Consider the following 22,776-nt stretch of genomic DNA (forward strand, 5'->3'; position numbering starts at 1 on the left):
TTGGCACGCTGTTGAGTTCTCAAGGAACGGTCGCTTCCTTTGTACTCACCCTCTCGGGCTTTCCTCCGGGCGCTTCCCTTCGGTCTTGCGTTTCCAACTCTACCAGTGTTTTTCCGGCCCTCTGACCACCGTCCTGCAGGCATGCAGAAGGTGACCCCGAGATAGGATCTGGCAAGTTGGGTGCTGCCGGACCAGGACACTAGGTCGCGTCGCTCAGCCCCAGGCAGGAGTACGACTGTACACGCGGCCGCAGAGCCGGTGCAAATCGATATGCGGTATGGTCTAGACCACTCTTAAGCGCTCCTGCGGAACCGGCACTTCAGGTGACATACCCTGCTGAACAGTGTGCCGCCCGGTACCGACAGGGACGGCCCATATCGATCTCCACCCCTGGGAGGCTTCCCATGACCACCGTGACGTCCCCACTCGCAGGACGCGCCATCGGACTGGCAGCCGTGCCGGATCCGGTCTTCTCCGGGGCCATGGTCGGCCCGGGCACAGCGATCGACCCCGTACGTGAGCCTTCCGAGGCCGTCTCGCCCGTGGACGGCGTCATCGTCTCCCTGCACCCGCACGCGTTCGTCGTCGTCGACGAGAACGGGCACGGTGTTCTCACCCACCTCGGTATCGACACAGTGCAGCTCAACGGCGAGGGTTTTGAGCTGCTCGTGAACAAGGGTGACACCGTCAGGCGCGGTCAGGGCATCGTGCGCTGGAACCCGGCTGCCGTCGAGGCCGCCGGCAAGTCCGCTATCTGCCCGATCGTGGCGCTGGAGGCCACGGCCGAAGCACTCTCCGATCTTCGTGACGACGGCGATGTGAAGGCCGGCGACAGTCTCTTCCTCTGGAAGTGACGTCAGTGCCGTCGTATGGCGGCTAGCAGGAGAACCAACGCGGCGGTCGGATCCGCCGCACTATCGGAGACGGGTGAGATGGACACAACGCTGCGAGGCGTCGGCGTAAGCCACGGTGTGGCTATCGGCGAGGTTCGGCACATGGGAACGGCGGTGCTGGAGCCGCCCGCGAAGCAGATCCCCGCGGAGGAGGCGGAGCGTGAACAGGGGCGCGCCCGCAAAGCCGTGGAGGCTGTGGCGGCCGACCTGATGGCACGGGGGAATCTGGCGGGTGGTGAAGCCCAGGCGGTGCTCGAGGCGCAGGCCATGATGGCCCAGGACCCCGAGCTGATGGCAGACGTGGAACGACGCATCGCCGTCGGCAGCACGGCCGAGCGCGGGGTGTACGACGCGTTCGCCGCGTACCGCGAGCTGCTGGCGGGCGCCGGTGAGTACCTCGCCGGTCGCGTGGCCGACCTCGACGACGTGCGGAATCGTATCGTCGCCCGTCTGCTGGGGGTGCCGATGCCGGGTGTCCCCGACAGCGACGAGCCCTATGTCCTTGTCGCCCGTGACCTCGCGCCTGCCGACACCGCGCTGCTGGACCCGACTCTAGTGCTCGGCTTCGTCACCGAGGAGGGCGGTCCGACCAGCCACAGTGCGATTCTGGCGCGGGCGCTCGGGGTGCCGGCCGTGGTCGCGCTGCCGGGTGCGGGTGAACTCGCCGAGGGCACGATGATCGCCGTGGACGGCAGCACCGGCGAGATCTTCGTGGACCCGAGCGATGAGAAGAAGGCTCAGCTCGAGGCCGCGGCCGCCGAGCGCAAGGCGGCGCTGGCGGCCTCGACCGGTCCTGGTGCCACCGCGGACGGTCACAAGGTGCCGCTGCTCGCGAACATCGGCGGCCCCGCGGATGTGGCGGCAGCGGTCGAGGCCGGGGCGGAGGGTGTCGGTCTCTTCCGGACCGAGTTCCTCTTCCTCGACGACAGCAAGCAGGCGCCGTCGGAGGAGAAGCAGGTCGCCGCGTACCGGCAGGTGCTGGAGGCGTTCCCCGAGGGGCGTGTCGTGGTGCGGGTGCTGGACGCGGGTGCGGACAAGCCGCTCGACTTCCTGACGCCGGCCGACGAGCCGAACCCGGCGCTCGGCGTGCGGGGTCTGCGGACTCTGCTGGATCACCCGGAGATCCTGCGTACCCAGCTGACGGCGCTCGCGAAGGCCGCGGAGGGGCTGCCGGTCTACCTCGAGGTCATGGCCCCGATGGTCGCGGACCGCACCGATGCCCGGGCCTTCGCGGACGCGTGCCGAGAGGCCGGGCTGCGGGCGAAGTTCGGCGCGATGGTCGAGATCCCGTCGGCCGCGCTGCGGGCACGCTCGATCCTCCAGGAGGTCGAGTTCCTGTCGCTGGGGACGAACGACCTGGCGCAGTACACCTTCGCCGCCGACCGTCAGGTGGGTGCGGTCTCCCGTCTCCAGGATCCGTGGCAGCCGGCGCTGCTCGACCTGGTGGCGCTGTCCGCCGAGGCCGCGAAGGCCGAGGGCAAGAGCTGTGGCGTGTGTGGTGAGGCCGCGTCCGACCCGCTGCTCGCGTGTGTGCTGACCGGTCTGGGCGTCACCTCTCTTTCGATGGGCGCGGCGTCGATTCCCTATGTCCGGGCCACGCTGGCGAAGTACACGCTGGCGCAGTGCGAGCGCGCTGCGGCGGCGGCGCGGGCCACGGACAGTGCCGAGGACGCGCGCAGCGCGGCACAGGCGGTGTTGTCGGGCGAGTGAGCCGGGCCGCTGCCGGCCGAGGCTGCCCGGGCGGGGCGCTCCACTGCGGTGGGGCGCCCCGCCCGCTTTTCAGTGGTTGTGTCCCCGTTCGGGATTCACTTCTCCCAGGTCCGGCGGCTCGCAGTAGTCGACGTTGGATTCGGGGGAGATCAGGTCGCCGGACTCGACGTCGGTGCAGTAGGCGTCGAAGACCTCTCCCGCGGTGAGGGGTTCGAGTCCGTATGCGCGCAGTCGCCAGCCGTAGACGCGGTCGGGTGCGCCTGGGGAGCTGGCGCGGATGACGAGGCCCCCTGGGCTTTCGGTGGCCAGGCCGAGGGCCAGGACCGTGGTGAACTCGAGGGCTTCGGCCTCGTCCAGTTTCACGGCGCCGCCGGTGTCGGCGACGTGGAGGGCGGCGACGAGGGTTTCGGGCGGTCCGGTGACGCTGCATACGAGGTGCCGGTTGCCGGGTGGGGCCGTGTCGAGGATGCGGGCGAGGAGGTCCGAGGCCCGGTTGAAGGCGGCGTGTCCGATGTCCTCGCCGCAGGCTGTGCAGGCGCCCAGGCGGGCGAGGAGTGTGGTCGCGTATTCCCAGGTGGCCTGTCGCACGGCCTCGTCGACGAGGGCCGGGAGGAGGTCAGCCAGCGGCTGGCCCTCGTAGGGAAGGGTCGGGCCTGTGACCGCGAGTCGTGCGGTGAAGCGTGTGCGGCTCGACGGATTGTCGGGATCAAGGCCCTTTTGCCTGCAGAACTCGGCGTACTCCTCGGGGTCGAAGAGAGCCACCGTGGTGTGACTGCCTTGCAGGGCTCGTGCCCTGAGGAGCCCTTCCACATGTTTGAGGTAGGCGGCATGGTCGTGGAAGGTGAAGCTGCGGTACCGCCGCATGGCCCGGAAGTCGTGCTCGTCGGTGATCAGGCCGATGGTGCCGGCGATTTCTCGGTGCAGGACACGTCGCATGGTCCGGCTGTCCGTGTGCGTCATTGTTCCCCCTGTGCACGGTCGATCAATGCTCACTCACAGTAACCGGCAGCACTGACAACGGGGGTGGGCGTGGTGATCACATACCCGAGCAAGCATGAAAACCACAGGTCAGCACCTTTGAAGCGGACATGACTGCATCGACAGTCATGGTTACGACGAGTGGTCTCAGGTGCCGGTCAGGCGCGTTTGCGGGCCAGGTCCTCGTAGAAGCTGAGCAGGTCGAGGTTGTCGATGGAGCCCGGGTTGACCGCCTTCTCCAGCGGGGTGCCCTGGAGGAGGCGTTTGACCGGGACCTCGATGCGTTTGCCGGTCAGGGTGTGAGGGACGCCGGGTACTTCGATGATCTCGTCGGGGACGTGGCGCGGTGACAGCTGTTCGCGGATGGTCTGCTTGATGCGGTTCAGCAGGGTCTCGTCGAGGACGGCTCCGGGGATCAGGTGCACGAAGAGGGGCATCCAGTAGCCGCCGTCGGGCTGTTCGATGCCGATGACGAGGGATTCCCTGATCTCGGGGAGGCGCTCCACGGCCTCGTAGATGTCGGCGGATCCCATGCGTACGCCCTGGCGGTTGAGCGTGGAGTCGGAGCGGCCGTGGATGACGACGGATCCACGGGAGGTGACGGTGATCCAGTCGCCGTGCCGCCAGACGCCGGGGTACGTGTCGAAGTAGCTGTCGTGGTAGCGGCTGCCGTCGGGGTCGTTCCAGAAGTGGATGGGCATCGACGGCATGGGGTTGGTGACCACGAGCTCGCCGACCTCGTCGATCAGGGGGGTGCCGTTCGGGTCCCAGGACTGGAGGTCGGTGCCGAGGCAGGGGGCCTGGAGCTCGCCGACGTGGACCGGGAGGGTCGGGACGGCTCCGGCGAAGCAGGAGCACACGTCCGTGCCGCCGCTGACGGAGGCGATCCACAGGTTGTCGCGCACCTCGTCGTGGAGCCAGCGGAAGCCGTCGGGGGGCAGGGGCGAGCCCGTGGTGGCGACGCACTGGACGGATGAGAGGTCGAAGTCGCGGGACGGGTGGACGCCCGCCTTGCGGCAGGCCATGACGTAGGCGGCCGAGGTGCCGTAGAGGGTGGCCTCGGTGCGTTCGGCGATGCGCCACTGGGCGCCGGTGTCCGGGTAGCCGGGGCTGCCGTCGTAGAGGACGACCGTGGTGCCGGTGAGCAGGCCGGAGACGAGGAAGTTCCACATCATCCAGCCGGTCGACGTGTACCAGAAGAAGCGGTCCTCGGGGCCCAGGTCGCAGTGCAGGCCGAGTTGCTTGAGGTGCTCGACCAGGATGCCGCCCTGGGACTGGACGATGGCCTTGGGCAGGCCGGTCGTGCCGGAGGAGTAGAGCACCCACAGGGGGTGGTCGAAGGGCACCTGCTCGAAGACGGGGTCGGTGTCGGCGGAGGTGAGGGCCTCCCAGTCGAGGGCGCCCTCGGGTGCCTCGGTGCCGAGGAGGGGGATGTGGACGACGGCGCGCAGGGTGGGCAGTTCGCGGCGCAGTTCGGCGACGATCTCGCGGCGGTCGTGCTCCTTGCCGCCGTAGCGGTAGCCGTCGACCGTGAACAGCACGACGGGTTCGACCTGCTGGAAGCGGTCGAGGACGCTGCGGGCTCCGAAGTCGGGCGCGCAGGACGTCCAGACGGCGCCCACGGCGGCTGTGGCGAGGAGGGCGACCACGGCCTGCGGGACGTTGGGGAGATAGCCGCTGACGCGGTCTCCGGGGCGTACGCCGAGGCCGCGCAATTCGGCGGCCAGGGAGCCGACCTGACGGCGCAGCTCGGCCCAGGTGACGGGGCTCGGTTCGTGCGTCTCGTCCACATACAGGAGGGCCGGTTCGTCAGCGCGGGTGTCGGCCGCGCGCAGAGCGTGTTCGGCGTAGTTGAGGGTCGCCCCGGGGAACCACTGGGCGCCGGGCATCGAACGGTCGCCGAGCACGCGCGCGTAGGGCGTCGAGAAACGGACGTCGAACCACTCCGTGAGGGCTTCCCAGAAGGTGTCCAGCTCGTCGACGGACCAGCGCTGGAGGGCCGCGTAACCGCCCTCGGCGGGGGCACCGTGGTGCTCGGCTGCCCAGGCCTGGAACCTCGTGATCCGTGCCCGGGCGATGCGCTCGGGGTCTGGCTGCCACAGCGGCTGAGGGCTATCGGTCGACATGGTCGGCTCCCGGACTGTGCGCGTCGTGTGCGTCCTCCGCGCACGGGCTGGGGTGTGCGCGTGACGCGGCTGGCACGGACAATGCCATGTGATCGACTTCGGCACCAGGGTGCGCCCCACATAGTCCATGTCGTGAAGATGTGGTCCCGGCACGGATGAACGGCAGTTGAACGACACGCGCGTGCGGGGCGATCAATGGCAGGGTGAGCAGCATGAACGGTCGTGACCTGGTGCGTTCGGTGAAAGCGGTAGGTTCGGTCGGCGCGGCACAGGCTGTTCGTACCGTACGAGCAGCGTGGCGCAGGCGGCGGGCCGACGCCACCGGGCTGCCGTCACGCGGGGCGGAGCGCGCCCGGGTCCCCGGGGCCGTGCAGGAGGTGGAACCGGGGCCGGGGGGCGGTGTCGTCCGGTTCAGCCGGTCGGAGCTGCGGATTCTCGTCGCCGTGAGCGGAGCCGTCTTCTGGGGCTGGGACGGGGCCGAGCCCGAGCCGTCGTACGCGCTGGCCGGCCGGTGTCCGGAAGCGGATCCCCGGGCGGTGCTGGAGCCGGACAAGGACGGCGGCTGGCGGGTGGTGGCCGAGCGGGTGACGGTCGTCGTGTCACGGCATGGCGCGGTGGAGGTGCGCACCCCCGGTGGCGTGACGCTGCGCCGTGATCTGCCGCCGCGGTGGTGGGAACCGGTCGGTGGCGGTCCGGCGCGGTGGATGCAGCGGTCGGAGGTGGCTGCCGACGCGCGGTTCTTCGGGCTCGGTGGTCGTGCTTCGGGTCCTCGGCTGCCGGACGGGACGTACCGGCTGTGGAACACCGACCCCGGTTTCGCCTTCGGGCCTGGTGACGACCCGCTGTACATCACGATGCCGGTGCAGATGGTGGTGTCCGACGGCGGTACGCATCTGGTGTTCCACGACAATTCGTGGGACGGCACGGTGACGCTGCAGGAGGGCGAGGAGGGCGCCGGTTCCGGGCACGACCGGGTCGGGACGAGCGAGCTGCGGATGGACGGCGGACCTCTGCGCTGCTGGGTGATGGCGGGCACCCCCGCGCGCGTGCTGTTCGCCTGGGCGTCGCTCACCGGCGCGCCCGCGCTGCCGCCCGCGTGGGCGCTCGGGCACCACCACGCGCGGTGGGGGTTCGGCAGTGAGCAGGAGGTGCGGCGGATCGTCGCGGGTTACCTGGAGCACGGTCTGCCGCTCGACGCCGTGCACCTGGACATCGACCATTTCGACGCGCATCAGGTGTTCACGGTCGACCAGGACCGCTTTCCGAAGCTGCCCGTTCTGGCCGAGGAACTCCGGCGGGAAGGCATCCGGCTGGTGTCGATCGTCGACCCCGCCGTGAAGGCCTTGCCGGGCAATGCCGTGTACGACGGTGGGACGGCCGGGGACGCGTTCGTGCGGGACGCCTCGGGGCAGGTCGTGCAGGGTGTGGTGTGGCCCGGGGAGGCGGTGTTTCCCGATTTCACGCACGCGCGCGTGCGTGAGTGGTGGGGCGGTCTCTACGAGGAGCGGCTCGCGCAGGGATTCTCCGGGTTCTGGCACGACATGAACGAGCCCACGTCGTTCGCCGCCTTCGGGGAGTCGACGCTGCCGCGTTCGGCGCGGCACTCCTTGGAGGGGCGGGGCGGTGACCACCGTGAGGCGCACAACGTGTACGCGCTGTGCATGGCCAGGGCGGGCTTCGAGGGGTTGCGGAAACTCGTGCCCGAGGAGCGGCCGTTCCTGTTCTCCCGCTCCGGGTGGGCCGGCATGCAGCGCTACGGCGGGACCTGGTCGGGCGACGTCGCCACCGGCTGGCCGGGACTGCGGGCTTCTCTGGCGCTGGTGATGGGCCTCGGTCTGTGCGGCGTGCCGTACTCGGGGCCGGACATCGGAGGCTTCGACGGGGATCCCTCCCCCGAGCTGTATCTGCGGTGGTTCCAGCTGGGCGCGTACCTGCCTCTCTTCCGCACGCACGCGAGTCTGCGGGCGGGGCGCAGGGAGCCGTGGGAGTTCGGTGTGGAGGTGCTGGAGCACGCGCGCGTGGCGCTCCTGGAGCGCCGGCGGCTGCTGCCGTACTTCGTGACGCTGGCGCATCTGGCGCGGCGTACTGGAGCGCCCTATGTGCGGCCCCTGTGGTGGGTTGCGCCGGAGGAGCGGGCGCTGCGTGACTGCGGGGACGCCTTCCTGCTGGGCGACAGCCTGCTGGTGGCGCCGGTGCTCGACCCGGGCGCGGACCGGCGTGCCGTGCAGCTGCCGCGGGGCCGCTGGTACGACACGGTGACGGAGCGGGCGTACGAGGGGCCGGCGCAGGTGCTCGTCGACGCGCCTCTGTCGCGGATCCCGGTGTTCGCACGCGCGGGTGCGGTGCTCCCCGTACGCGGGGAGCACGGCGGGCTGGAGCTGGAGGTGTGGGCGCCTGCCCGGGGACGGACCGGGGGCGGGCTGGTCGTGCAGGACGGGGGCGACGGGTGGGACGAGCCGGAGATCGAGCGCTACACCGCTCGGTGGATGGGCTCGCGGGTGGTCGTCGAGCGGGAGGGTGAGGACGGCGGGGGCGTGCCGTCCCACCCGGTGCGCGTCCGCGGTGCCGGGGAGCGCTGAGCTCAGATGTAGCGGCCTTCGAACCAGGCCCGTACGGCCACGGTGTGCAGGGGGAAGGCGAGTTCCTCGGCCCTGCGCAGGAGGTGCCAGCCGTCCGTCTCGTCCGTGGCGGCGGAGGGCGGCAGGCCCTCGGCTGGGCGTTCCGGGAGGAGGCCGAACAGGAGCAGGTGTCCGTCGGGCGAGCTCATCGCGTCGACGAGGCGTACGTCGCGGACGGCCGCGTCGATGCCGGTTTCCTCCTTGAGTTCGCGTACGACGGCGTGCCGCCAGTCCTCCCGGTCGTCGATGTAGCCACCGGGCAGGGCCGCGCCCCCGCGCGCGGGAGCGACGGTTCGGGTGATGACGACCAGGGCGGTGCCCTTGGTGTCGTACACGGGCTGGAGGGCCACCGCGACCGGGAGGGGATTGCGGTAGGCCACGCTGCCGCACGCCGGGCAGGTGCGGGGCCAGCCGGAGACGCCCTCTCCGTAGGGCGCGCCGCAGCTCGAACAATGGGAGTTCGGCGCGGAGTTGGAACTGGAGTGCTGAGTTTCGGACACGCGGCGGACTGTAGCCGATCACGGAGAGGGCGTCTCGGGCGGGCGGGTCAGTGAGCGCGGGTGAGCGCCTTCCTGGACACGGGGAAGTCGAAGTAGGTGTCCGGGTAGGGCTCGGGCTTGTAGGTGTAGTGCCACCACTCCTCCGCCAGGTTCACGAAGCCGAGGCCCTCCAGGGTGTTCTTGAGCAGCAGCCGGTTGGCGCGCTGCTCGCCCTGGACGCGGGGGTCGAGGGTGTGCGAGAGGGTGTCGAAGCAGTCGAAGCCGGTTCCCATGTCGACGGAGTTGTCGGGGAACCGCTCGTCCTTGGGGGCGAAGCAGGGCACGAGGGGCTCTCCGGGGTGGTACGGCCGGGTCGGTTTCGCCGGCAGTTTCACGAGGGTGACGTCGAGGGTCGAGCCGCGGCTGTGGCCTGACTTCTCGGCGATGTAACCGTCGGTGAACAGCCGGGTCTTGTCGACGTTCGGGTAGAACTCGCCCTTCATGGCCTGGTCGTCGAGGTCCTCGGCCCAGCGGACGAAGTGGTCCACCGCGCGCTGCGGCCGGTAGCAGTCGTACACCTTGAGTGTGTAGCCCTGGCGCAGCAGCTTCGTCTGGGCCCGGTGGAGGGCGTGGGCGGCGGGACGGGTGAGGATGCAGATCGGCTGGGCGTAGCCGTCGATGCGCTCGCCGACGAAGTTGTGCGGGGTGAAGTAGCGCATCTCCTGGATGATCGTCGGGGCCACGCTTCTCAGGGCCACGAAGTCTTCGGGTGCATGGGGCCCGGTCTTGGGCTGGGCGGTGGCGGTGGGGGCGGTCGCTGCCAGCACGGCGGCGAAGGCGGTGATCAGGCCGCGTGCCACGGTGGTGAGTCGTGTCATGGCTCCTGCGTCTACCAGGAGACGGTCCCGCCGGGGAAGGGATGCCGAAATCCGGAGGGGCGTGGCAGACTTCTGACGTTCCGTCAGATTCGGTCTGCGGGGAGGCACTGTGTCGCGTGCACGAACGCCGGTGGTAGCGGGGTGGTTCGCCGGGGAGGGGGAGGATTTCCGGCTGCTCGGCACGCGTTGCGCGGCGTGCTCTTCGGTCTTCTTCCCCCGCGAGGACCACCACTGCCGCAACCCGGCTTGCGGGGGCGGAGAGTTGACGGAGGTCCCCCTGTCGCGGCGCGGCCGCGTCTGGTCGTACACGGACAGCCGGTATCGACCGCCGTCACCCTACGTGAGCGATCCGGAACTTTCGTGGGAGCCGTGCGCGTTGATCGCTGTGGAGCTGGAGGCCGAGCGGCTCGTGATGCTGGGTCAGGCGGCTCCCGGGGTCACCGTCGAGGACTTGGCGGTGGGCATGGAGGTGGAGGTCGTGCCCGGCGTGCTCCACGAGGACGCGCATACGACCTGGACGACATGGCACTGGCGGCCGACGGGGGTGGTGAAGGCGTGACCGGTGAGGTGGCGGTGCTGGGTGCGGGCATGCACCCGTGGGGCAAGTGGGGACGGAACTTCGTCGAGTACGGCGTCGCAGCGGCTCGCGCGGCGCTCGCCGACGCCGGGCTCGACTGGCGGGACGTCGGCTCGATCATCGGCGCGGACACCGTGCGTGGCGGCTATCCCGGGTATGTCGCCGGGGCGACGTTCGCGAAAGCACTGGGCTGGCAAGGGGCCCGGGTCATGAGCGTGTACGCGGCGTGCGCGTCCGGGGCCCAGGCGCTGGACGCCGCGCGGGCTCAGATCCTCTCCGGCCTCGCCGAGGTGGTCCTCGTGGTGGGATCTGATGCCGCTCCCAAGGGATTCTTCCGCCCTGCGGGCGGGGACCGGCCCGACGATCCCGACTGGCTGCGGTTCCGGATTCTCGGGGCGACCAACCCCGTGTACTTCGGGTTGTACGCCCGTAGGCGCATGGCCATGCACGGGGACACCCCGGGTGACTTCGCACAGGTGAAGGTGAAGAACGCGGCGATGGGCGCCCTGAACCCCCATGCGCGCTACCGCCGGCGAGTCACCGCCGAGGAGGTGGCCGCCTCGGCCGTCGTCGCCGACCCGCTGCGGCTGCTCGACATCTGCGCGACCTCCGACGGGGGCGCGGCGGTCGTGCTCTCCAGCATGGAGTTCGCACATCGGCACGGCCATGCGGATCCGGTGCGGATCCGGGCCGTGGCCACGCTGACGCCGCGGTACCCGAACACCGTGCTGGACCTGCCGGACATCGCCACGGACTCCGCGGTGGCGGTCGACCCGCCTGCCGAGCCGTTCCGGGCGTCCATCGCCCGGGCGGCCTACGAGGAGGCGGGGGTGGGGCCGGAGGATCTGTCGCTGGCCGAGGTCTACGACCTGTCCACGGCGCTCGAGTTGCAGTGGTACGAGGATCTGGGGCTGTGTGGTGAGGGCGAGGGCGTGAAGCTGCTGCGCGACGGGGCGACGACCCTGGGTGGGCGCATACCGGTGAACGTCAGCGGTGGCCTGGCCTCCTTCGGCGAGGCGGTTCCGGCGCAGGCGATAGCCCAGGTGTGCGAGCTGACCCGGCAGTTGCGGGGCGAGGCAGGGGACCGGCAGGTCACGGGAGCGCGCGTGGGCATCAGCGCGAACCAGGGGTTGTTCGGGCACGGATCAGCGGTGATCGCGGTGCGGTGAGCGGCCGGGGGGCGGGACGTGGCTCGGGGCGGTGCCGGGACATGCACGAGACGACGCCCGGACGCACTGGGGATGGTGCTCGGACGTGGGCGGGGGGCCGTGCGAGAGGGCTGGTGCTACGGCGGCGAACGCGCCTTGGCCTACGCTGCGTGACCGCTCCGGAATCCTGCGTGAACGTCTCATGAACTGGGCTTGGGCGTGCGCCGGTCGAGCCATCATGCTGCCGTGCACTCCTGGACGGACACTCTCCGCTTCGCCTTCCAACCGGTGGTCAATCTGACGACCGGCGCGGTCACGGGACTGGAGATACTCGCCCGCCCGGAGACCGGCGACATCCTGGCCGAGGCCCGCCGTGATCCCGAGCTCGACAGTCGGCTGGCGGTGTCCGCGCTCCGCGCGGCGGTCCGCAAGGAGACCCTGCTGCCGCTGTTCGTCAACGCCTTCGCCGGCACCCTCGCCGACCTCGGCGGGCTTCCTTCGCTGCACGACGCCGTGCGCGAGGCGGGGCGGCTTCCGTGGGAGGTGACGATCGACGTCTGTCCGCCGTACACACACGTGCCGCAGCGGGCACTGCTGGAGGCGGTGTCCAGGCTGCGCGGTCAGGGCTTCCGGATCTGCGCGGACGGCGTCGGGGACGGGGACGTGCCCTTGCGGCTCCTCTCGGACATCACGCCCGAGCTCGTGAAGCTGGACGCGTCACTGCTGGCGCGGCCGGCGGTGGTGCGGTCGATGCGGACGCTGTGCGACGAGCTGGGAGCGCTCCTGGCCGTCGAGGGCGTGGAGACCGAAGGGCAGTGCGCGGCGGCGCTGGCGGCCGGGGCGCAGCTGGCACAGGGCGAGCTGTTCGCCCCGCCGGCCCGGCTGCCCGCCGCCGACGTCTACGTCCCGCCCCGCTCCCCCGCCGATGTGGCCGTGCCGCGGTCGGGACCGTCGGTGCGGGAGTTCGTGCGGCCCGCCGCACTGCTGCCCGCCACGGCGTCCGCGGGGCAGGTGCGGGCGCTGCTGACCGGGTCACCGGATGTGTCCGGGGTGCTGCTCGTGGACACCGCCGGGGTTCCGGTCCGGTCGGTGCACCGGTCCCGGTTCCTGTTGTCGATGTCGGGGCGCTACGGGCACGCCCTCTACGCCGACCGGCCCGCGGCCAAGCTCGGTGATCCCCCGCGGACGGTGGGCATCGACGCCACCGCCTGGGAGGTACTGGACGTCGTGGCGGTCGGCGGGCGGGACCGTACGTCGGACGATGTCGCCGTCGTGGACGAGTACGGGCGGTGTGTGGGCGTCGTTCGGCTCGCGGACCTCGTGCGCGCACTGGCCGAGACACGGGTGGAGGAGGCGGCGGGGCTGAATCCGCTGACGCGGCTGCCCGGCTCGGACGTGATCACCGGGGAGGTGGACCGGCGGATCGCGTCCGGGAGGGCGTTCGCGCTGAGCTGGCTGGACGTCGACCACTTCAAGCAGGTCAACGACGGGGCCGGGTTCGCGGCGGGTGACGAGCTGATCCGGGCGGTGGGGCGTGCGTTGCAGCAGGCCGCGATGGACGGCACCCGTGTGGGACACATCGGCGGCGACGATTTCCTGGTGCTCGCTGAGCCGGAGGGCCTCGATCCGCTGGCCGCGTCCGTGCTGGACGCCCCCTGGTCGGCGGGCGGTCGGCCGGTCACGCTGTCGCTCGCCACGGTGCTGTGCGCGCCGGGCAGTGTGACCGACCACCGGCAGGCGGCGGCGTGCCTGGCTCCCCTGAAGAAGGCGGCGAAGGCGTTGCACGGGGCGAGTTGGGTGCTGGGCCGCGCGGGTACGCCCGGACATGAGACCCGCCGTGGCGGTGAGACGACGCCGGCAGCGGCGCGGTGTGGGGCCTCTTAGGGGGCGTCTGGTGGGCAGGACTCAGTTCTCTTGGCAGGACTCGGTCAGGAGGCCAGGGGCGGGGCGCTGCTCGTCCGGTTGAGAGACCGCCTGGTCAGGTGGATGCTGGTGGCTAGCAAGCGAGGAGTCGGATGCGACTGGGCGCTCGCCCACGGGCGGAGCCCGGCGCAGGCCGGACGACACCACCAGCAAGGCCTCGCGCGGCTCAGCGAAGCCCGCGCAGGCCCCGACCACATCTGAACAACGACCCGACCGGGCGCCGCCAGGGCCGTGCAACCGGTCACCCGGCCCGGCAGGCCCGGCCGCCGCCACAACGGCCGTCAACCGTTGCGGTCGGCGACCTTGACGCCCCCTGGGCGCCGGTGAACACTTCCGGTGTCAGTCGACATCGCCGTACATACTCGGCGTATCCGGCATGCGGCGCGCGGGCGCGCCGACGCCAAGGCCCTTTGCCCCATGGGCGATTCGGCTGCGATCGGCACGCTCGTCACGGACGCCGGGCGGGGCGCGGGTATCCCTGCCTTCGGCTGAAGGAGCCATGGGAAACGCACCCCGCACACGAGGATCGGGGCGGATCGTCCCCGGGCCTCGGCCTAGGAGCCGCCATGAGCAACGTGCACATCGTCGTCGGCGAGATCAGCGGCACGGCGGGCGCGTACACCGCCGCCCCGCTGCCGGGCGGCCACTGCGATCCCGCCGTCACTCGATCCTCGGGCCCACCGGCTCCGCGATCAACCTCAGGGCCTGCGGCCGTCGGAATTCTCGGGGCCCTCATCTGCAACGCAGCCTTCTGACCAAGCGATCAAGAGGTAGTAGCCATGACGGACAACTCCGAGAAGTACGTAGCAGCGATCGACCAGGGCACCACCTCCAGCCGCTGCATCGTCTTCAACGAAAACGGTGCCATCGTCGCCGTGGACCAGCGCGAGCACCGCCAGATCTTCCCCAAGCCCGGGTGGGTGGAGCACGACGCCACCGAAATCTGGTCCAAGGTGCAGGCGGTGGTCGCCGGGGCGCTCGCCAAGGCCGGGCTGCGCGCCGACCAGCTGAGCGCGATGGGGATCACCAACCAGCGCGAGACGACCCTGCTGTGGGACCGCGCGACGGGAAAGCCCGTGCACAACGCCATCGTGTGGCAGGACACGCGGACGGCGGCGCTGTGCAACCAGCTGGGCGGCTCGGAGGGGCAGGACCGTTTCCGCGAGCAGACGGGTCTGCCGCTGGCCACCTACTTCTCCGGGCCCAAGGCGGCCTGGCTGCTCGACAACGTGCCCGACCTCCGGGCCCGGGCAGAACGCGGTGAGATCGCCTTCGGGACGATGGACTCCTGGCTGATCTGGAACCTCACCGGCGGCACGGACGGCGGGCAGCACGTCACCGACGTGACCAACGCCGGGCGCACCATGCTGATGAACCTGGAGACCCTGCAGTGGGACTCCTCGATCTGCTCGGCGATGAACATCCCCGAGGCCATGCTGCCGGAGATCCGGTCCTCCGCCGAGGTGTACGGCACCGCCATCGGCCAGCTCGCCGGCGTGCCCGTGGCCTCCGCGCTGGGCGACCAGCAAGCCGCCGTGTTCGGCCAGGCCTGCTACGACGTGGGCACTGCGAAGAACACCTACGGCACGGGCAGCTTCCTGCTGCTCAACACCGGCAACCGTCCGGTGTCGTCGAAGAGCGGTCTGCTGACGACGATGGGATACAAGATCGGCAGTGAGGCGCCGGTCTACTGTCTGGAGGGGTCGATAGCCATAACGGGCGCGCTGGTCCAGTGGTTCCGCGACCAGCTCGGCATCATCCGTACCGCCGACGAGATCGAGCCCCTGGCCGCGAGTGTGGAGGACAACGGCGGTGCGTACATCGTGCCGGCGTTCTCGGGCCTGTTCGCGCCGTACTGGCGATCCGACGCGCGTGGCGTGGTCACCGGGCTGACCCGGTACGTCACGAAGGCGCACCTCGCGCGCGCGGTGCTGGAGGCGACGAGCTGGCAGACCCGCGAGGTCGTGGACGCCATGTACCAGGACTCCGGGGTGCACATCACCACCCTGAAGGTCGACGGCGGCATGACGAAGAACAACCTGCTCATGCAGCACCAGGCGGACGTGCTCGACGTGCCCGTGGTGCGGCCCAAGGTCTCCGAGACGACCTGTCTGGGCGCCGCGTACGCGGCCGGTCTGGCCACCGGTGTGTGGAACGACCTGGACGAGCTCAAGGCGCACTGGCAGAAGGACGTCGAGTGGACACCGTCCATGGACGCGTCCGTGCGGGACCGCGAGCACCGCAACTGGCGCAAGGCCGTGGAGAAGAGCTTCGGCTGGGAGGAGGACGCCGACAGCTAGCCACGCGCGCGTGCGGGGTCGTTTCCGGACGGTGGACCGTACCCCTGTCGGCGGGGGTACGGTCCGCGCCCGCCATGCCGGCCGCCGGCCACGCGCGCACCGGCGGTGCGGGCGTCAGGTGGCCAGTGTCAGGTGGTCACCGTCTGGCGGCGGTCGGCCGCGTACGCCATGGCGTGCTGGACGACGCCGATGAGCGCTTCCTTGACCGACTCGCGGTCGCGGGCGTCGCACATCATGAGCGGCACGCCGTCGTCGAGGTCGAGGGCCTGGCGTACGTCCTCGACCGGGTAACGCGGTGCGTCCTCGAAGCAGTTGACGCCGACGAGGAACGGTATCGAGCGCCGTTCGAAGTAGTCGACGGCGGCGAAGGAGTCCTCCAGGCGGCGGGTGTCCGCGAGGACGACGGCCCCGAGTGCGCCCTCGGAGAGCTCGTCCCACATGAACCAGAACCGTTCCTGGCCGGGTGTGCCGAAGAGGTACAGCACCAGGTCCTCGCGGAGCGTGATGCGGCCGAAGTCCATGGCAACGGTCGTGGTGTGCTTGCCTTCCACACCGCTGGTGTCGTCGACCGGGCGCCCGGCCTCGGTGAGCAGCTCCTCGGTGCGCAGCGGCCGGATCTCGCTGACCGCGCCGACGAGCGTGGTCTTGCCCACGCCGAAGCCGCCGGCCACCAGGATCTTGAGCGTGACGGGCTCGACCGGAGGCTTGCCGCGCTCAGAACGCCCGAAGATCATCGATCTCTTCTCCTGCTTGATGGGGGTCGGGCGACGGCGGGCCGTAGCCTCCGCCGCCTGGGGTTTCGATGACGAGTACGTCGCCGCTGACGACGTCCGCGGAGTCGCTGCCGCCGAGTTCGGTCACCGCGCCGTCGGTGTGTTCCACCCGGTTGGTGCCCAGAGCGCCCGGCTCGCCGCCCGCCATGCCGTACGGGGGAACACGGCGGTGCTGGGACAGCGTGGAGATGGTCATGGGCTCCAGGAACCGGATGCGGCGCACGGCACCGTTGCCGCCGCACCACCGGCCGGCTCCGCCGCTGCCGCGCCGGACCGCGAACTCCTCGAGGCGCACGGGCAGTCGCCACTCCAGGACCTCGGGGTCGGTGAGGCGGGAGTTGGTCATGTGTGTCTGGACGACGGGGGCGCCGGGGAATCCGTCACCCGCGCCGGAGCCGGAGGCGACGGTCTCGTAGTACTGGTGGCGTTCGTTGCCGAAGGTCACGTTGTTCATGGTCCCGGAGCCCTCGGCCTGGACGCCGAGCGCCGCGTAGAGGGCGCCGGTGATGGCCTGGGACGTCTCCACATTGCCGGCGACGACGGCCGCCGGCGGCTCGGGGGAGAGCAGGGAGCCGGGCGGTACGACGATGTCCAGGGGGCGCAGGCAGCCGTCGTTGAGGGGGATGTCGTCGGCGACGAGCGTGCGGAAGACATACAGGACGGCCGCGTTGACGACCGAGAAGGGGGCGTTGAAGTTGGTGGGCAGCTGCGCCGAGGTGCCGGTGAAGTCGATGGTCGCGGCACGGTTCTCGCGGTCCACGCGCACGCTGACGCGGATGACGGCGCCCGAGTCGGTCTCGTAGGCGTAGTCACCGTCGTCCAGTTTCGTCAGGGGGCTGGCCTCGCTGGAGAGCGAGATCTGCGGGAAGCCGATGCGGGCGGCGAGTTCTCCGACGGCCCGTTCGTGGGCCGGGTGGAGGTGGCTGTGCATGCAGACCACGGCGACGGCCCGGATCCCGTCGTCGTACGCCTCCTGGAGGGGCCCGGCGAGGGCGTCCGGGTCGGGTGCGCGCAGGACGGTGCCGTCGGCGGCCATGCGCTCGTCGACCTCGACGACCCGTTCGTACAGCAGCTCGGGCAGTTCGATGCGGCGGGCGAAGATGCTCGGGCGGTTCTGGTAGGCGATGCGCAGGGCGTCGCGGAAGCCGCGGGTGATGACCAGCAGGGTGCGCTCGCCCTTGCGCTCCAGGAGGGCGTTGGTGGCGACCGTCGTGCCCATGCGCACGGTGTCGACGGGGTCGTCGGAGCCGGCCAGCAGCGTGCGGACACCCTCGACGGCCGCGTCGGCGTAGCGGGCCGGGCTGTCCGACAGCAGCTTGTGGGTGAGCAGCCGGCCGTCCGGGCGACGCGCGACGATGTCGGTGAAGGTGCCGCCTCGGTCGACCCAGAACTGCCAGCCTGTCACGTCAGTACCCCGCTTCCGTGCTGCTCACAGCGCCCGGAGGCCGTTGATCACGTCGCGCAGAATACTCTCGTCCGGCAGTTCGGCAGGGGGTACGGGCCGGTTCACATGGACGAATTCCGCGTCCACGAGATCTCCGACAAGGACCCGTACCACCCCGATCGGCAGGTCGAGTTCCGCTGCGAGTTCGGCGACCGACTGCGGGACGTCACGACACAGTTCGACGATGTCCACATGCTCCGGGGAGAGCATGTGGTCCGCCTCCGGGTCGTCCGCGTGCGGTTCCGTGACCACGACCGCGATCAGGTCCAGACGGTGCTGGCCCTGGCTGCTGGTGCGGCCGCGGGTCATGGCGTACGGACGGACGACCGGTCCGGCCTCGTCGTCGAACCAGTGCCTTCTTCCCTGACCGTCAGCGCTCATGTCATCCCACTACCCGCCTGCGGGCAGATCGGTGCGCGGAGCGGCACCCAGATGCACACCCACCCGCTTCACCAGGAGCGTCATCTCGTAGGCGACCTGGCCGACATCCGAGTCGGCGTCCGAGAGGACGGCGAGGCAGCTGCCGTCGCCGGCGGCCGTCACGAACAGGAAGGCGTCGTCGAGCTCAACGACCGTCTGACGGACGTTGCCGGCCTCGAAGTGGCGTCCCACGCCCTTGGCGAGGCTGTGGAACCCGGAGGCGACAGCGGCCAGGTGCTCGCTGTCCTCCCTGGTCAGATCCCTGGAGACGCCTGTCGGCAAACCGTCGCTGGAGAGCACGAGGGCCTTGCGGATGCTCGCGACGCGGTCCACCAGGTCGTCGAGGAGCCAGTTCAGCTCCCCCTTGTTGGCTGCGGTGTGGCCGGTGGCCTTCGGTGCGGTCATCGACCGTCCCCCTCTGTCGTTCCTTGTTGTGCTGTGCCGCTGTGGGCGGCGTCGCCCGCTGCGTTCTCCTCGCGGCCGCGTTGCCAGCCGCGCTGGAGCGAGGCCATACGGCTGCGTACTTCGTCGGCGTCGCGCTCGACGGGCTCGGCTCTGTCCTCCGTACGCGGCTCGGACCCCCGCTTCAGCTGCGGTGCCAGGTTGGCCTGGCGGACGCGCCGGGGCAGCGGCGCGGTGCCGGAGCGAGGCTCGTTCGGTGCGGACCCGGGAGCCTGCCCCCGTCGTCCGGTGCCGGGAGTCGATCCGGTGTCCTGGGGCCCGGCATCGGAGCCGGTCGCCTGGCGGGCGGGCCCGCCGGTGGAGTCCTGCCCGGGGTCCGGCCAACGGTCGAAGCCGTCCGGGCCGCTCGATGCGATCTCCGCGCGGCGTGTCCGCGTGGGGAGTGTGGGCGGCTCCGGCCCGGTCCCGGACGAGGCCGGTGAGGCGGTGCGGTCTTCGTTCCGGCCGGCCGCGCCGATGCCGCGGCGGGCGGACTGTGCCCCTCGACGGCGGGCCGGCAGGGGCGGCGGTGCGTCCGGCTGGGATTCGCCTCGCCCGCTGCCGGTCGAGGAGCCTTCGGTGCGGCGGCGTACCGGAAGCGCGGACGCGGGCTCCGGCCCGGACCGGCCCGTGGCCGGACCGCTCACGGAGTCGTCGCCCCGGCGACGCGAAGGGAGCGGGGAGTCATCGCCCGGCTCCGCTCGGCCGGTGCCCGTGGTGGTCTCCTCGTCCGTCTTCCCCCGCCGGGGGCGCTGCTCGGTGACCGGGCGCCCGTGGGAGCTGACCAGCTTCGGGGTGTGGCGGCGCGGCAACTGGACCGGGGCGCCCGGGTCGTCGTCGCTGTCGGTCCGGTCGTGGGCGCTGCGGGGGTCGGCCGCCTGGTGCGGATCGGGGCGGCGGCCGGCGGCTTCGTCCTGGGCGCGGGTGAGGGGGCGGGGCCGGAACAGGGCGCCGTGTTCGCTGTCCTCGTCGTCGAGCGCGCCGGGGAAGTCGCCGATGGCGTCCAGGTCGACGGGGGCTTCCAGCTCCACTGGTCCGTCCAGGAGGGAGGCCGGCAGACCGGGCCGATGCGCGGGTCCCTGGGACAGCGCGGCGCGGCGGCTTTCCTGCGGCTCGCTCTCCTTGGCCAGTTGGGGCCGGTCGAGCCGGAACCCGATGCCGTTCGTGTCCGGGACGTCGTCCGTCAGCAGCGCGTCCGGGAGGAAGACGACGGCGGTCGTGCCTCCGTACGGGGAGGGCTGCAAGGAGACGCGGACGTTCTGCCGCTGGGCGAGACGGCTGACCACGAACAGGCCGAGCCGGTCGGTGTCGGACAGCTCGAACTCCGGGGTCTCGGCGAGCCGGAGGTTGGCGTCCAGGAGCGCTTCGGCGGCCATGCCGAGGCCGCGGTCGTGGATCTCCAGGGTGAAGCCGTTGGCGACCCGCTCGCCCAGGACCTGGACGGCGGTGTGCGGCGGCGAGAAGACGGTGGCGTTCTCCAGGAGTTCCGCCACGAGGTGGGTGACGTCGGCGACGGCCGGACCGGTGACGGCGATCCGCGGAAGACGGCGGACCTCGATGCGCTCGTAGTCCTCGACCTCGGCGACGGCGGCGCGTACGACGTCCATGAGCTGGACGGGCTTGCGCCACTGCCGGGAGGGCGCGGCGCCGGAGAGGATCACGAGGCCCTCGGCGTGCCGGCGCATACGGGTCGTCAGGTGGTCGAGACGGAACAGGTCGGCGAGTTCCTCGGTGTCCTCGGTCCGGCGCTCCATGGCGTCGAGCAGGGTGAGCTGCTTGTGGAGCAGGACCTGGCTGCGGCGCGCGAGGTTGACGAACACCTCGGAGACACCGGCGCGCAGCTCGGCCTGCTTGACGGCGGCTTCGACGGCGGCGCGCTGCAGGGTGTTGAGGGCCTGGCCGACTTCGCCCATCTCGTTCTTGTCGTACTCCAGGCGCGGGACCTCGGTCTCGACGTCGACCTGCTCGCCCGCCGAGAGGCGGCGCATCACGCTGGGCAGCCGCACTCCGGACGCCTCGTGGGCCTCCAGACGCAGCTGTCGCAGATCGCGGATGAGGGTGCGGCCGACGCGCACGGAGAGGAAGAGGGAGACCAGGAGAGCGAGCAGGCCGAGTACGCCGGCGATGACCGCCTTGGCGATGACGCCCATGGCCACCGGTTCGACGCGGCTCTGATAGCGGTCGTTGGCCTGGTCGTTGAGGGTGCCGAGCTCGTCGAGCACGTTGCCGGCGGCGCTGTCCCAGCTCTTGGCGCTGACGCCGCGCGGTGTTCCGTCGGCGGAGGAGACGGCAGCTTCCTCGGCCACGCGCAGCGGAGCGGTGGAGGCGTTCTTCCAGAAGCTCTGGTAGCGGTCGCGTTCCGAGACGGGCAGCAGCGGGAGGCTGGTGTCGTACATCAGGGTGCGCTGGGCCACGAGGTCGGAGATGTCACGCTCTTCGGAGCGGGAGACCTTGCCGACGATCAGAGCGGAGCCGAGGAGGGCGTCCTCGCGGGAGAGCAGTTCGCGGGCGCGGGCGAGGTTGACCAGCGCGCGGTACTGCTTGTCCAGTTCCACGTTGTCGACGACGTGGAGGTTGGCGAGCAGGACGTAACAGGGGTCGACCAGCCGGTTGTAGAGGTCGAGGGCCTGGGAGCGGTCGACGGTGCCGTCCTCGACACTGCGGCGCAGCGACTCGATGCCGTCGAAGGCGTCCAGGACCGCGGTCAGCCGCTCGTCGGTGTCCGCTCCCATCGCGTCGCGCACGTCCGGATTCCGGGCGTTCTCGCGGATGCTCCCGACGGCCTTGTCGGTGGCGGTCCGGCTGCGCCGGAGCGCGGCGAGCCCGTCGGAGGCACGGGGGTCGGCGAGGTAGACCAGGGTCTGACGGCGCTCCTCCTGGACGACGCGGACGGTGTCCTCGATGGGGTAGCCGATCTTCTCCACCACGGACGACACGTTGAACAGGTCGCCCGCCTCACGTCCCGTCAGCACCGTGGCGAAGGCCCAGATCGCGGTCAGGGACACCAGCGGCACGAGAAGCAGCGCCACGATCTTCCGGCGGATGGACTTCCCGCGAAAGCGCATGGCCTCCCCCAGCTCGGGCCCCCGGGGCTACCGGGGGTACACATGTGCGTCAACAAACGGCGCGAGCCTACTACCGACGCCCAGGGAACTCGAAGGCCGGTCCGGAAGGTGAACTTCCGCGCCAGCCACGAGGCATGTGGAGTTGTCAGGGCATTGCGGGAGTTGTCTCCCCGAAACCGGTGGGAGCCGTGCGGGCCAAGGGCCGTGGAGAGCCCGAACGGTTGGCTGAAATTTTTCGGTTTCTGGGAATCTTCGTGGGGGGTTGTTCGTCCTTCTCTACGGGAAATGGGGGCGGAATCGGCCACAGGAGCCGCATCCCGCATCCGGGCGGCGTAAAACAGCGCAAGCCGGGCAGCCACTGGGAAGCACGGGTCTTCGGATGCGAGCGAGCAGTCTGCTGGCGATGGGGAGTGACACGGTGACGGGCACGGCGGAGCGGCGCGGGGCGCCCAGGGCGGCTGAGGTTCAAGGGACAGCGCATCAGGGCGCCGAGGCGGCTGGTCGTGACAGCCCGGCTGACGAGGCGGAGAGCACGGCTCGAGAGGCGGGAGTGCCGGCTCAGCCGGGCCGTGACGTGCGCGAGCAGCAGTGCTACCGGCCCTTGTGGGTCGAGGAGCCGGCGCGGCGGCGCCGGTTGCCGGATCCGGTACGGACGGCCGCCGTGCGCTCGGTCCTGCTCATCGCTCTGACGCTGGTTCAGGCCATGGTGGCCTTCCTGTGCACGATGGCCGGGTCCTGGCTGGCGTTCCCGATGGTGATCAGCAGCGTGGTCAGCACGATCGTGGCGACCTGGGGAGCCCTCGACGTGTGGGTGACGCGTCAGGTCTGGAACCAGCGCAACGGCGTGGTGTCCACGCCGAGCAGCACGGCACGGGCCCTGCGACGCGAACGCCGCCGGGCCCGGCGCCAGGCTCGCGCCGACGAGCGGGCGCAGGAGCGGATACGTCGGCGGGGCGGGGCCGGGCAGTTGTCCCACTCGTGAGGGGCGACCGCGGGTTCGTCC

17 protein-coding genes and 2 pseudogenes are annotated in these 22,776 nt (G+C 70.9%); 9 read left to right on the forward strand and 10 right to left on the reverse strand.

Annotated features, from left to right (window positions below):
- The first annotated feature begins 404 nt into the window (after positions 1-404).
- On the forward strand, positions 405-854 hold the full coding sequence (locus ACZ3I3_RS36080; RefSeq protein WP_356928626.1) for a PTS sugar transporter subunit IIA: 450 nt from the start codon (positions 405-407) through the stop codon (positions 852-854).
- Between the two features lie 78 nt (positions 855-932).
- Positions 933-2,603 (forward strand): phosphoenolpyruvate--protein phosphotransferase, encoded by a 1,671-nt coding sequence (gene ptsP / locus ACZ3I3_RS36085; RefSeq protein WP_467372033.1) that lies wholly within the window; start codon positions 933-935, stop codon positions 2,601-2,603.
- 69 nt (positions 2,604-2,672) lie between these two features.
- Here the strand turns inward: ptsP and ACZ3I3_RS36090 are convergent, their stop codons facing one another.
- A complete protein-coding gene (locus tag ACZ3I3_RS36090; protein ID WP_467372034.1) occupies positions 2,673-3,563 on the reverse strand; it encodes a hypothetical protein in 891 nt (296 codons plus the stop codon).
- Between the two features lie 176 nt (positions 3,564-3,739).
- Positions 3,740-5,707, reverse strand: a complete 1,968-nt coding sequence (locus ACZ3I3_RS36095) for an acetoacetate--CoA ligase (protein ID WP_467372035.1) — start codon at positions 5,705-5,707, stop codon at positions 3,740-3,742.
- A gap of 212 nt (positions 5,708-5,919) precedes the next feature.
- Between ACZ3I3_RS36095 and ACZ3I3_RS36100 the strand changes: the two genes are divergently transcribed.
- Positions 5,920-8,286, forward strand: coding sequence for a glycoside hydrolase family 31 protein (locus ACZ3I3_RS36100; protein WP_467372036.1), 2,367 nt, complete (start codon positions 5,920-5,922; stop codon positions 8,284-8,286).
- A gap of 2 nt (positions 8,287-8,288) precedes the next feature.
- Here the strand turns inward: ACZ3I3_RS36100 and ACZ3I3_RS36105 are convergent, their stop codons facing one another.
- On the reverse strand, positions 8,289-8,825 hold the full coding sequence (locus tag ACZ3I3_RS36105) for an NUDIX domain-containing protein (RefSeq protein ID WP_467372037.1): 537 nt from the start codon (positions 8,823-8,825) through the stop codon (positions 8,289-8,291).
- 47 nt (positions 8,826-8,872) lie between these two features.
- On the reverse strand, positions 8,873-9,682 hold the full coding sequence (locus tag ACZ3I3_RS36110) for a M15 family metallopeptidase (RefSeq protein WP_467372038.1): 810 nt from the start codon (positions 9,680-9,682) through the stop codon (positions 8,873-8,875).
- A 130-nt stretch (positions 9,683-9,812) separates the two neighbouring features.
- Between ACZ3I3_RS36110 and ACZ3I3_RS36115 the strand changes: the two genes are divergently transcribed.
- From ACZ3I3_RS36115 to glpK, 5 genes are all read left to right on the forward strand, one after another.
- Positions 9,813-10,241 (forward strand): Zn-ribbon domain-containing OB-fold protein, encoded by a 429-nt coding sequence (locus tag ACZ3I3_RS36115; protein WP_467372105.1) that lies wholly within the window; start codon positions 9,813-9,815, stop codon positions 10,239-10,241.
- Positions 10,238-11,428, forward strand: coding sequence for a lipid-transfer protein (locus ACZ3I3_RS36120; RefSeq protein ID WP_467372039.1), 1,191 nt, complete (start codon positions 10,238-10,240; stop codon positions 11,426-11,428). The genes ACZ3I3_RS36115 and ACZ3I3_RS36120 overlap by 4 nt, the downstream gene beginning before the upstream one ends.
- A 225-nt stretch (positions 11,429-11,653) precedes the next feature.
- Positions 11,654-13,291 (forward strand): EAL domain-containing protein, encoded by a 1,638-nt coding sequence (locus ACZ3I3_RS36125; RefSeq protein WP_467372040.1) that lies wholly within the window; start codon positions 11,654-11,656, stop codon positions 13,289-13,291.
- A gap of 605 nt (positions 13,292-13,896) precedes the next feature.
- Positions 13,897-14,085: a hypothetical protein gene (locus ACZ3I3_RS36130; protein ID WP_467372041.1), complete on the forward strand. Its 189-nt coding sequence runs from the start codon at positions 13,897-13,899 to the stop codon at positions 14,083-14,085.
- Between the two features lie 24 nt (positions 14,086-14,109).
- Entirely contained in the window at positions 14,110-15,630 is a 1,521-nt protein-coding gene (gene glpK, locus ACZ3I3_RS36135; protein ID WP_467372042.1) for a glycerol kinase GlpK, read from the forward strand.
- A gap of 128 nt (positions 15,631-15,758) precedes the next feature.
- Here the strand turns inward: glpK and ACZ3I3_RS36140 are convergent, their stop codons facing one another.
- The 6 genes and pseudogenes from ACZ3I3_RS36140 to ACZ3I3_RS36165 form a co-directional block, all read right to left on the reverse strand.
- Positions 15,759-16,364 (reverse strand): GTP-binding protein, encoded by a 606-nt coding sequence (locus ACZ3I3_RS36140; protein ID WP_467372043.1) that lies wholly within the window; start codon positions 16,362-16,364, stop codon positions 15,759-15,761.
- Positions 16,345-17,226: pseudogene (locus tag ACZ3I3_RS36145) on the reverse strand (hydantoinase B/oxoprolinase family protein); the annotation flags it as partial. The gene ACZ3I3_RS36140 and the pseudogene ACZ3I3_RS36145, both read right to left, overlap by 20 nt.
- 60 nt (positions 17,227-17,286) lie before the next feature.
- Positions 17,287-17,808: pseudogene (locus ACZ3I3_RS36150) on the reverse strand (hydantoinase/oxoprolinase N-terminal domain-containing protein); the annotation flags it as partial.
- Between the two features lie 24 nt (positions 17,809-17,832).
- A complete protein-coding gene (locus ACZ3I3_RS36155; protein WP_059416049.1) occupies positions 17,833-18,228 on the reverse strand; it encodes a DUF742 domain-containing protein in 396 nt (131 codons plus the stop codon).
- Between the two features lie 9 nt (positions 18,229-18,237).
- Positions 18,238-18,672: a roadblock/LC7 domain-containing protein gene (locus ACZ3I3_RS36160; protein WP_356928617.1), complete on the reverse strand. Its 435-nt coding sequence runs from the start codon at positions 18,670-18,672 to the stop codon at positions 18,238-18,240.
- The gene (locus ACZ3I3_RS36165; RefSeq protein ID WP_467372044.1) at positions 18,669-21,773 is read right to left on the reverse strand and encodes a sensor histidine kinase; all 3,105 of its coding nucleotides are present in this window, start codon (positions 21,771-21,773) and stop codon (positions 18,669-18,671) included. Before ACZ3I3_RS36165 ends, ACZ3I3_RS36160 begins: the two co-directional genes overlap by 4 nt.
- A gap of 403 nt (positions 21,774-22,176) precedes the next feature.
- On the opposite strand from ACZ3I3_RS36165, the gene ACZ3I3_RS36170 reads away from it, so the two are divergent.
- The gene (locus tag ACZ3I3_RS36170) at positions 22,177-22,755 is read left to right on the forward strand and encodes a hypothetical protein (RefSeq protein WP_467372106.1); all 579 of its coding nucleotides are present in this window, start codon (positions 22,177-22,179) and stop codon (positions 22,753-22,755) included.
- Positions 22,756-22,776: the final 21 nt, after the last annotated feature.

The sequence above is a fragment of the Streptomyces sp. NPDC016851 genome (assembly GCF_055562795.1).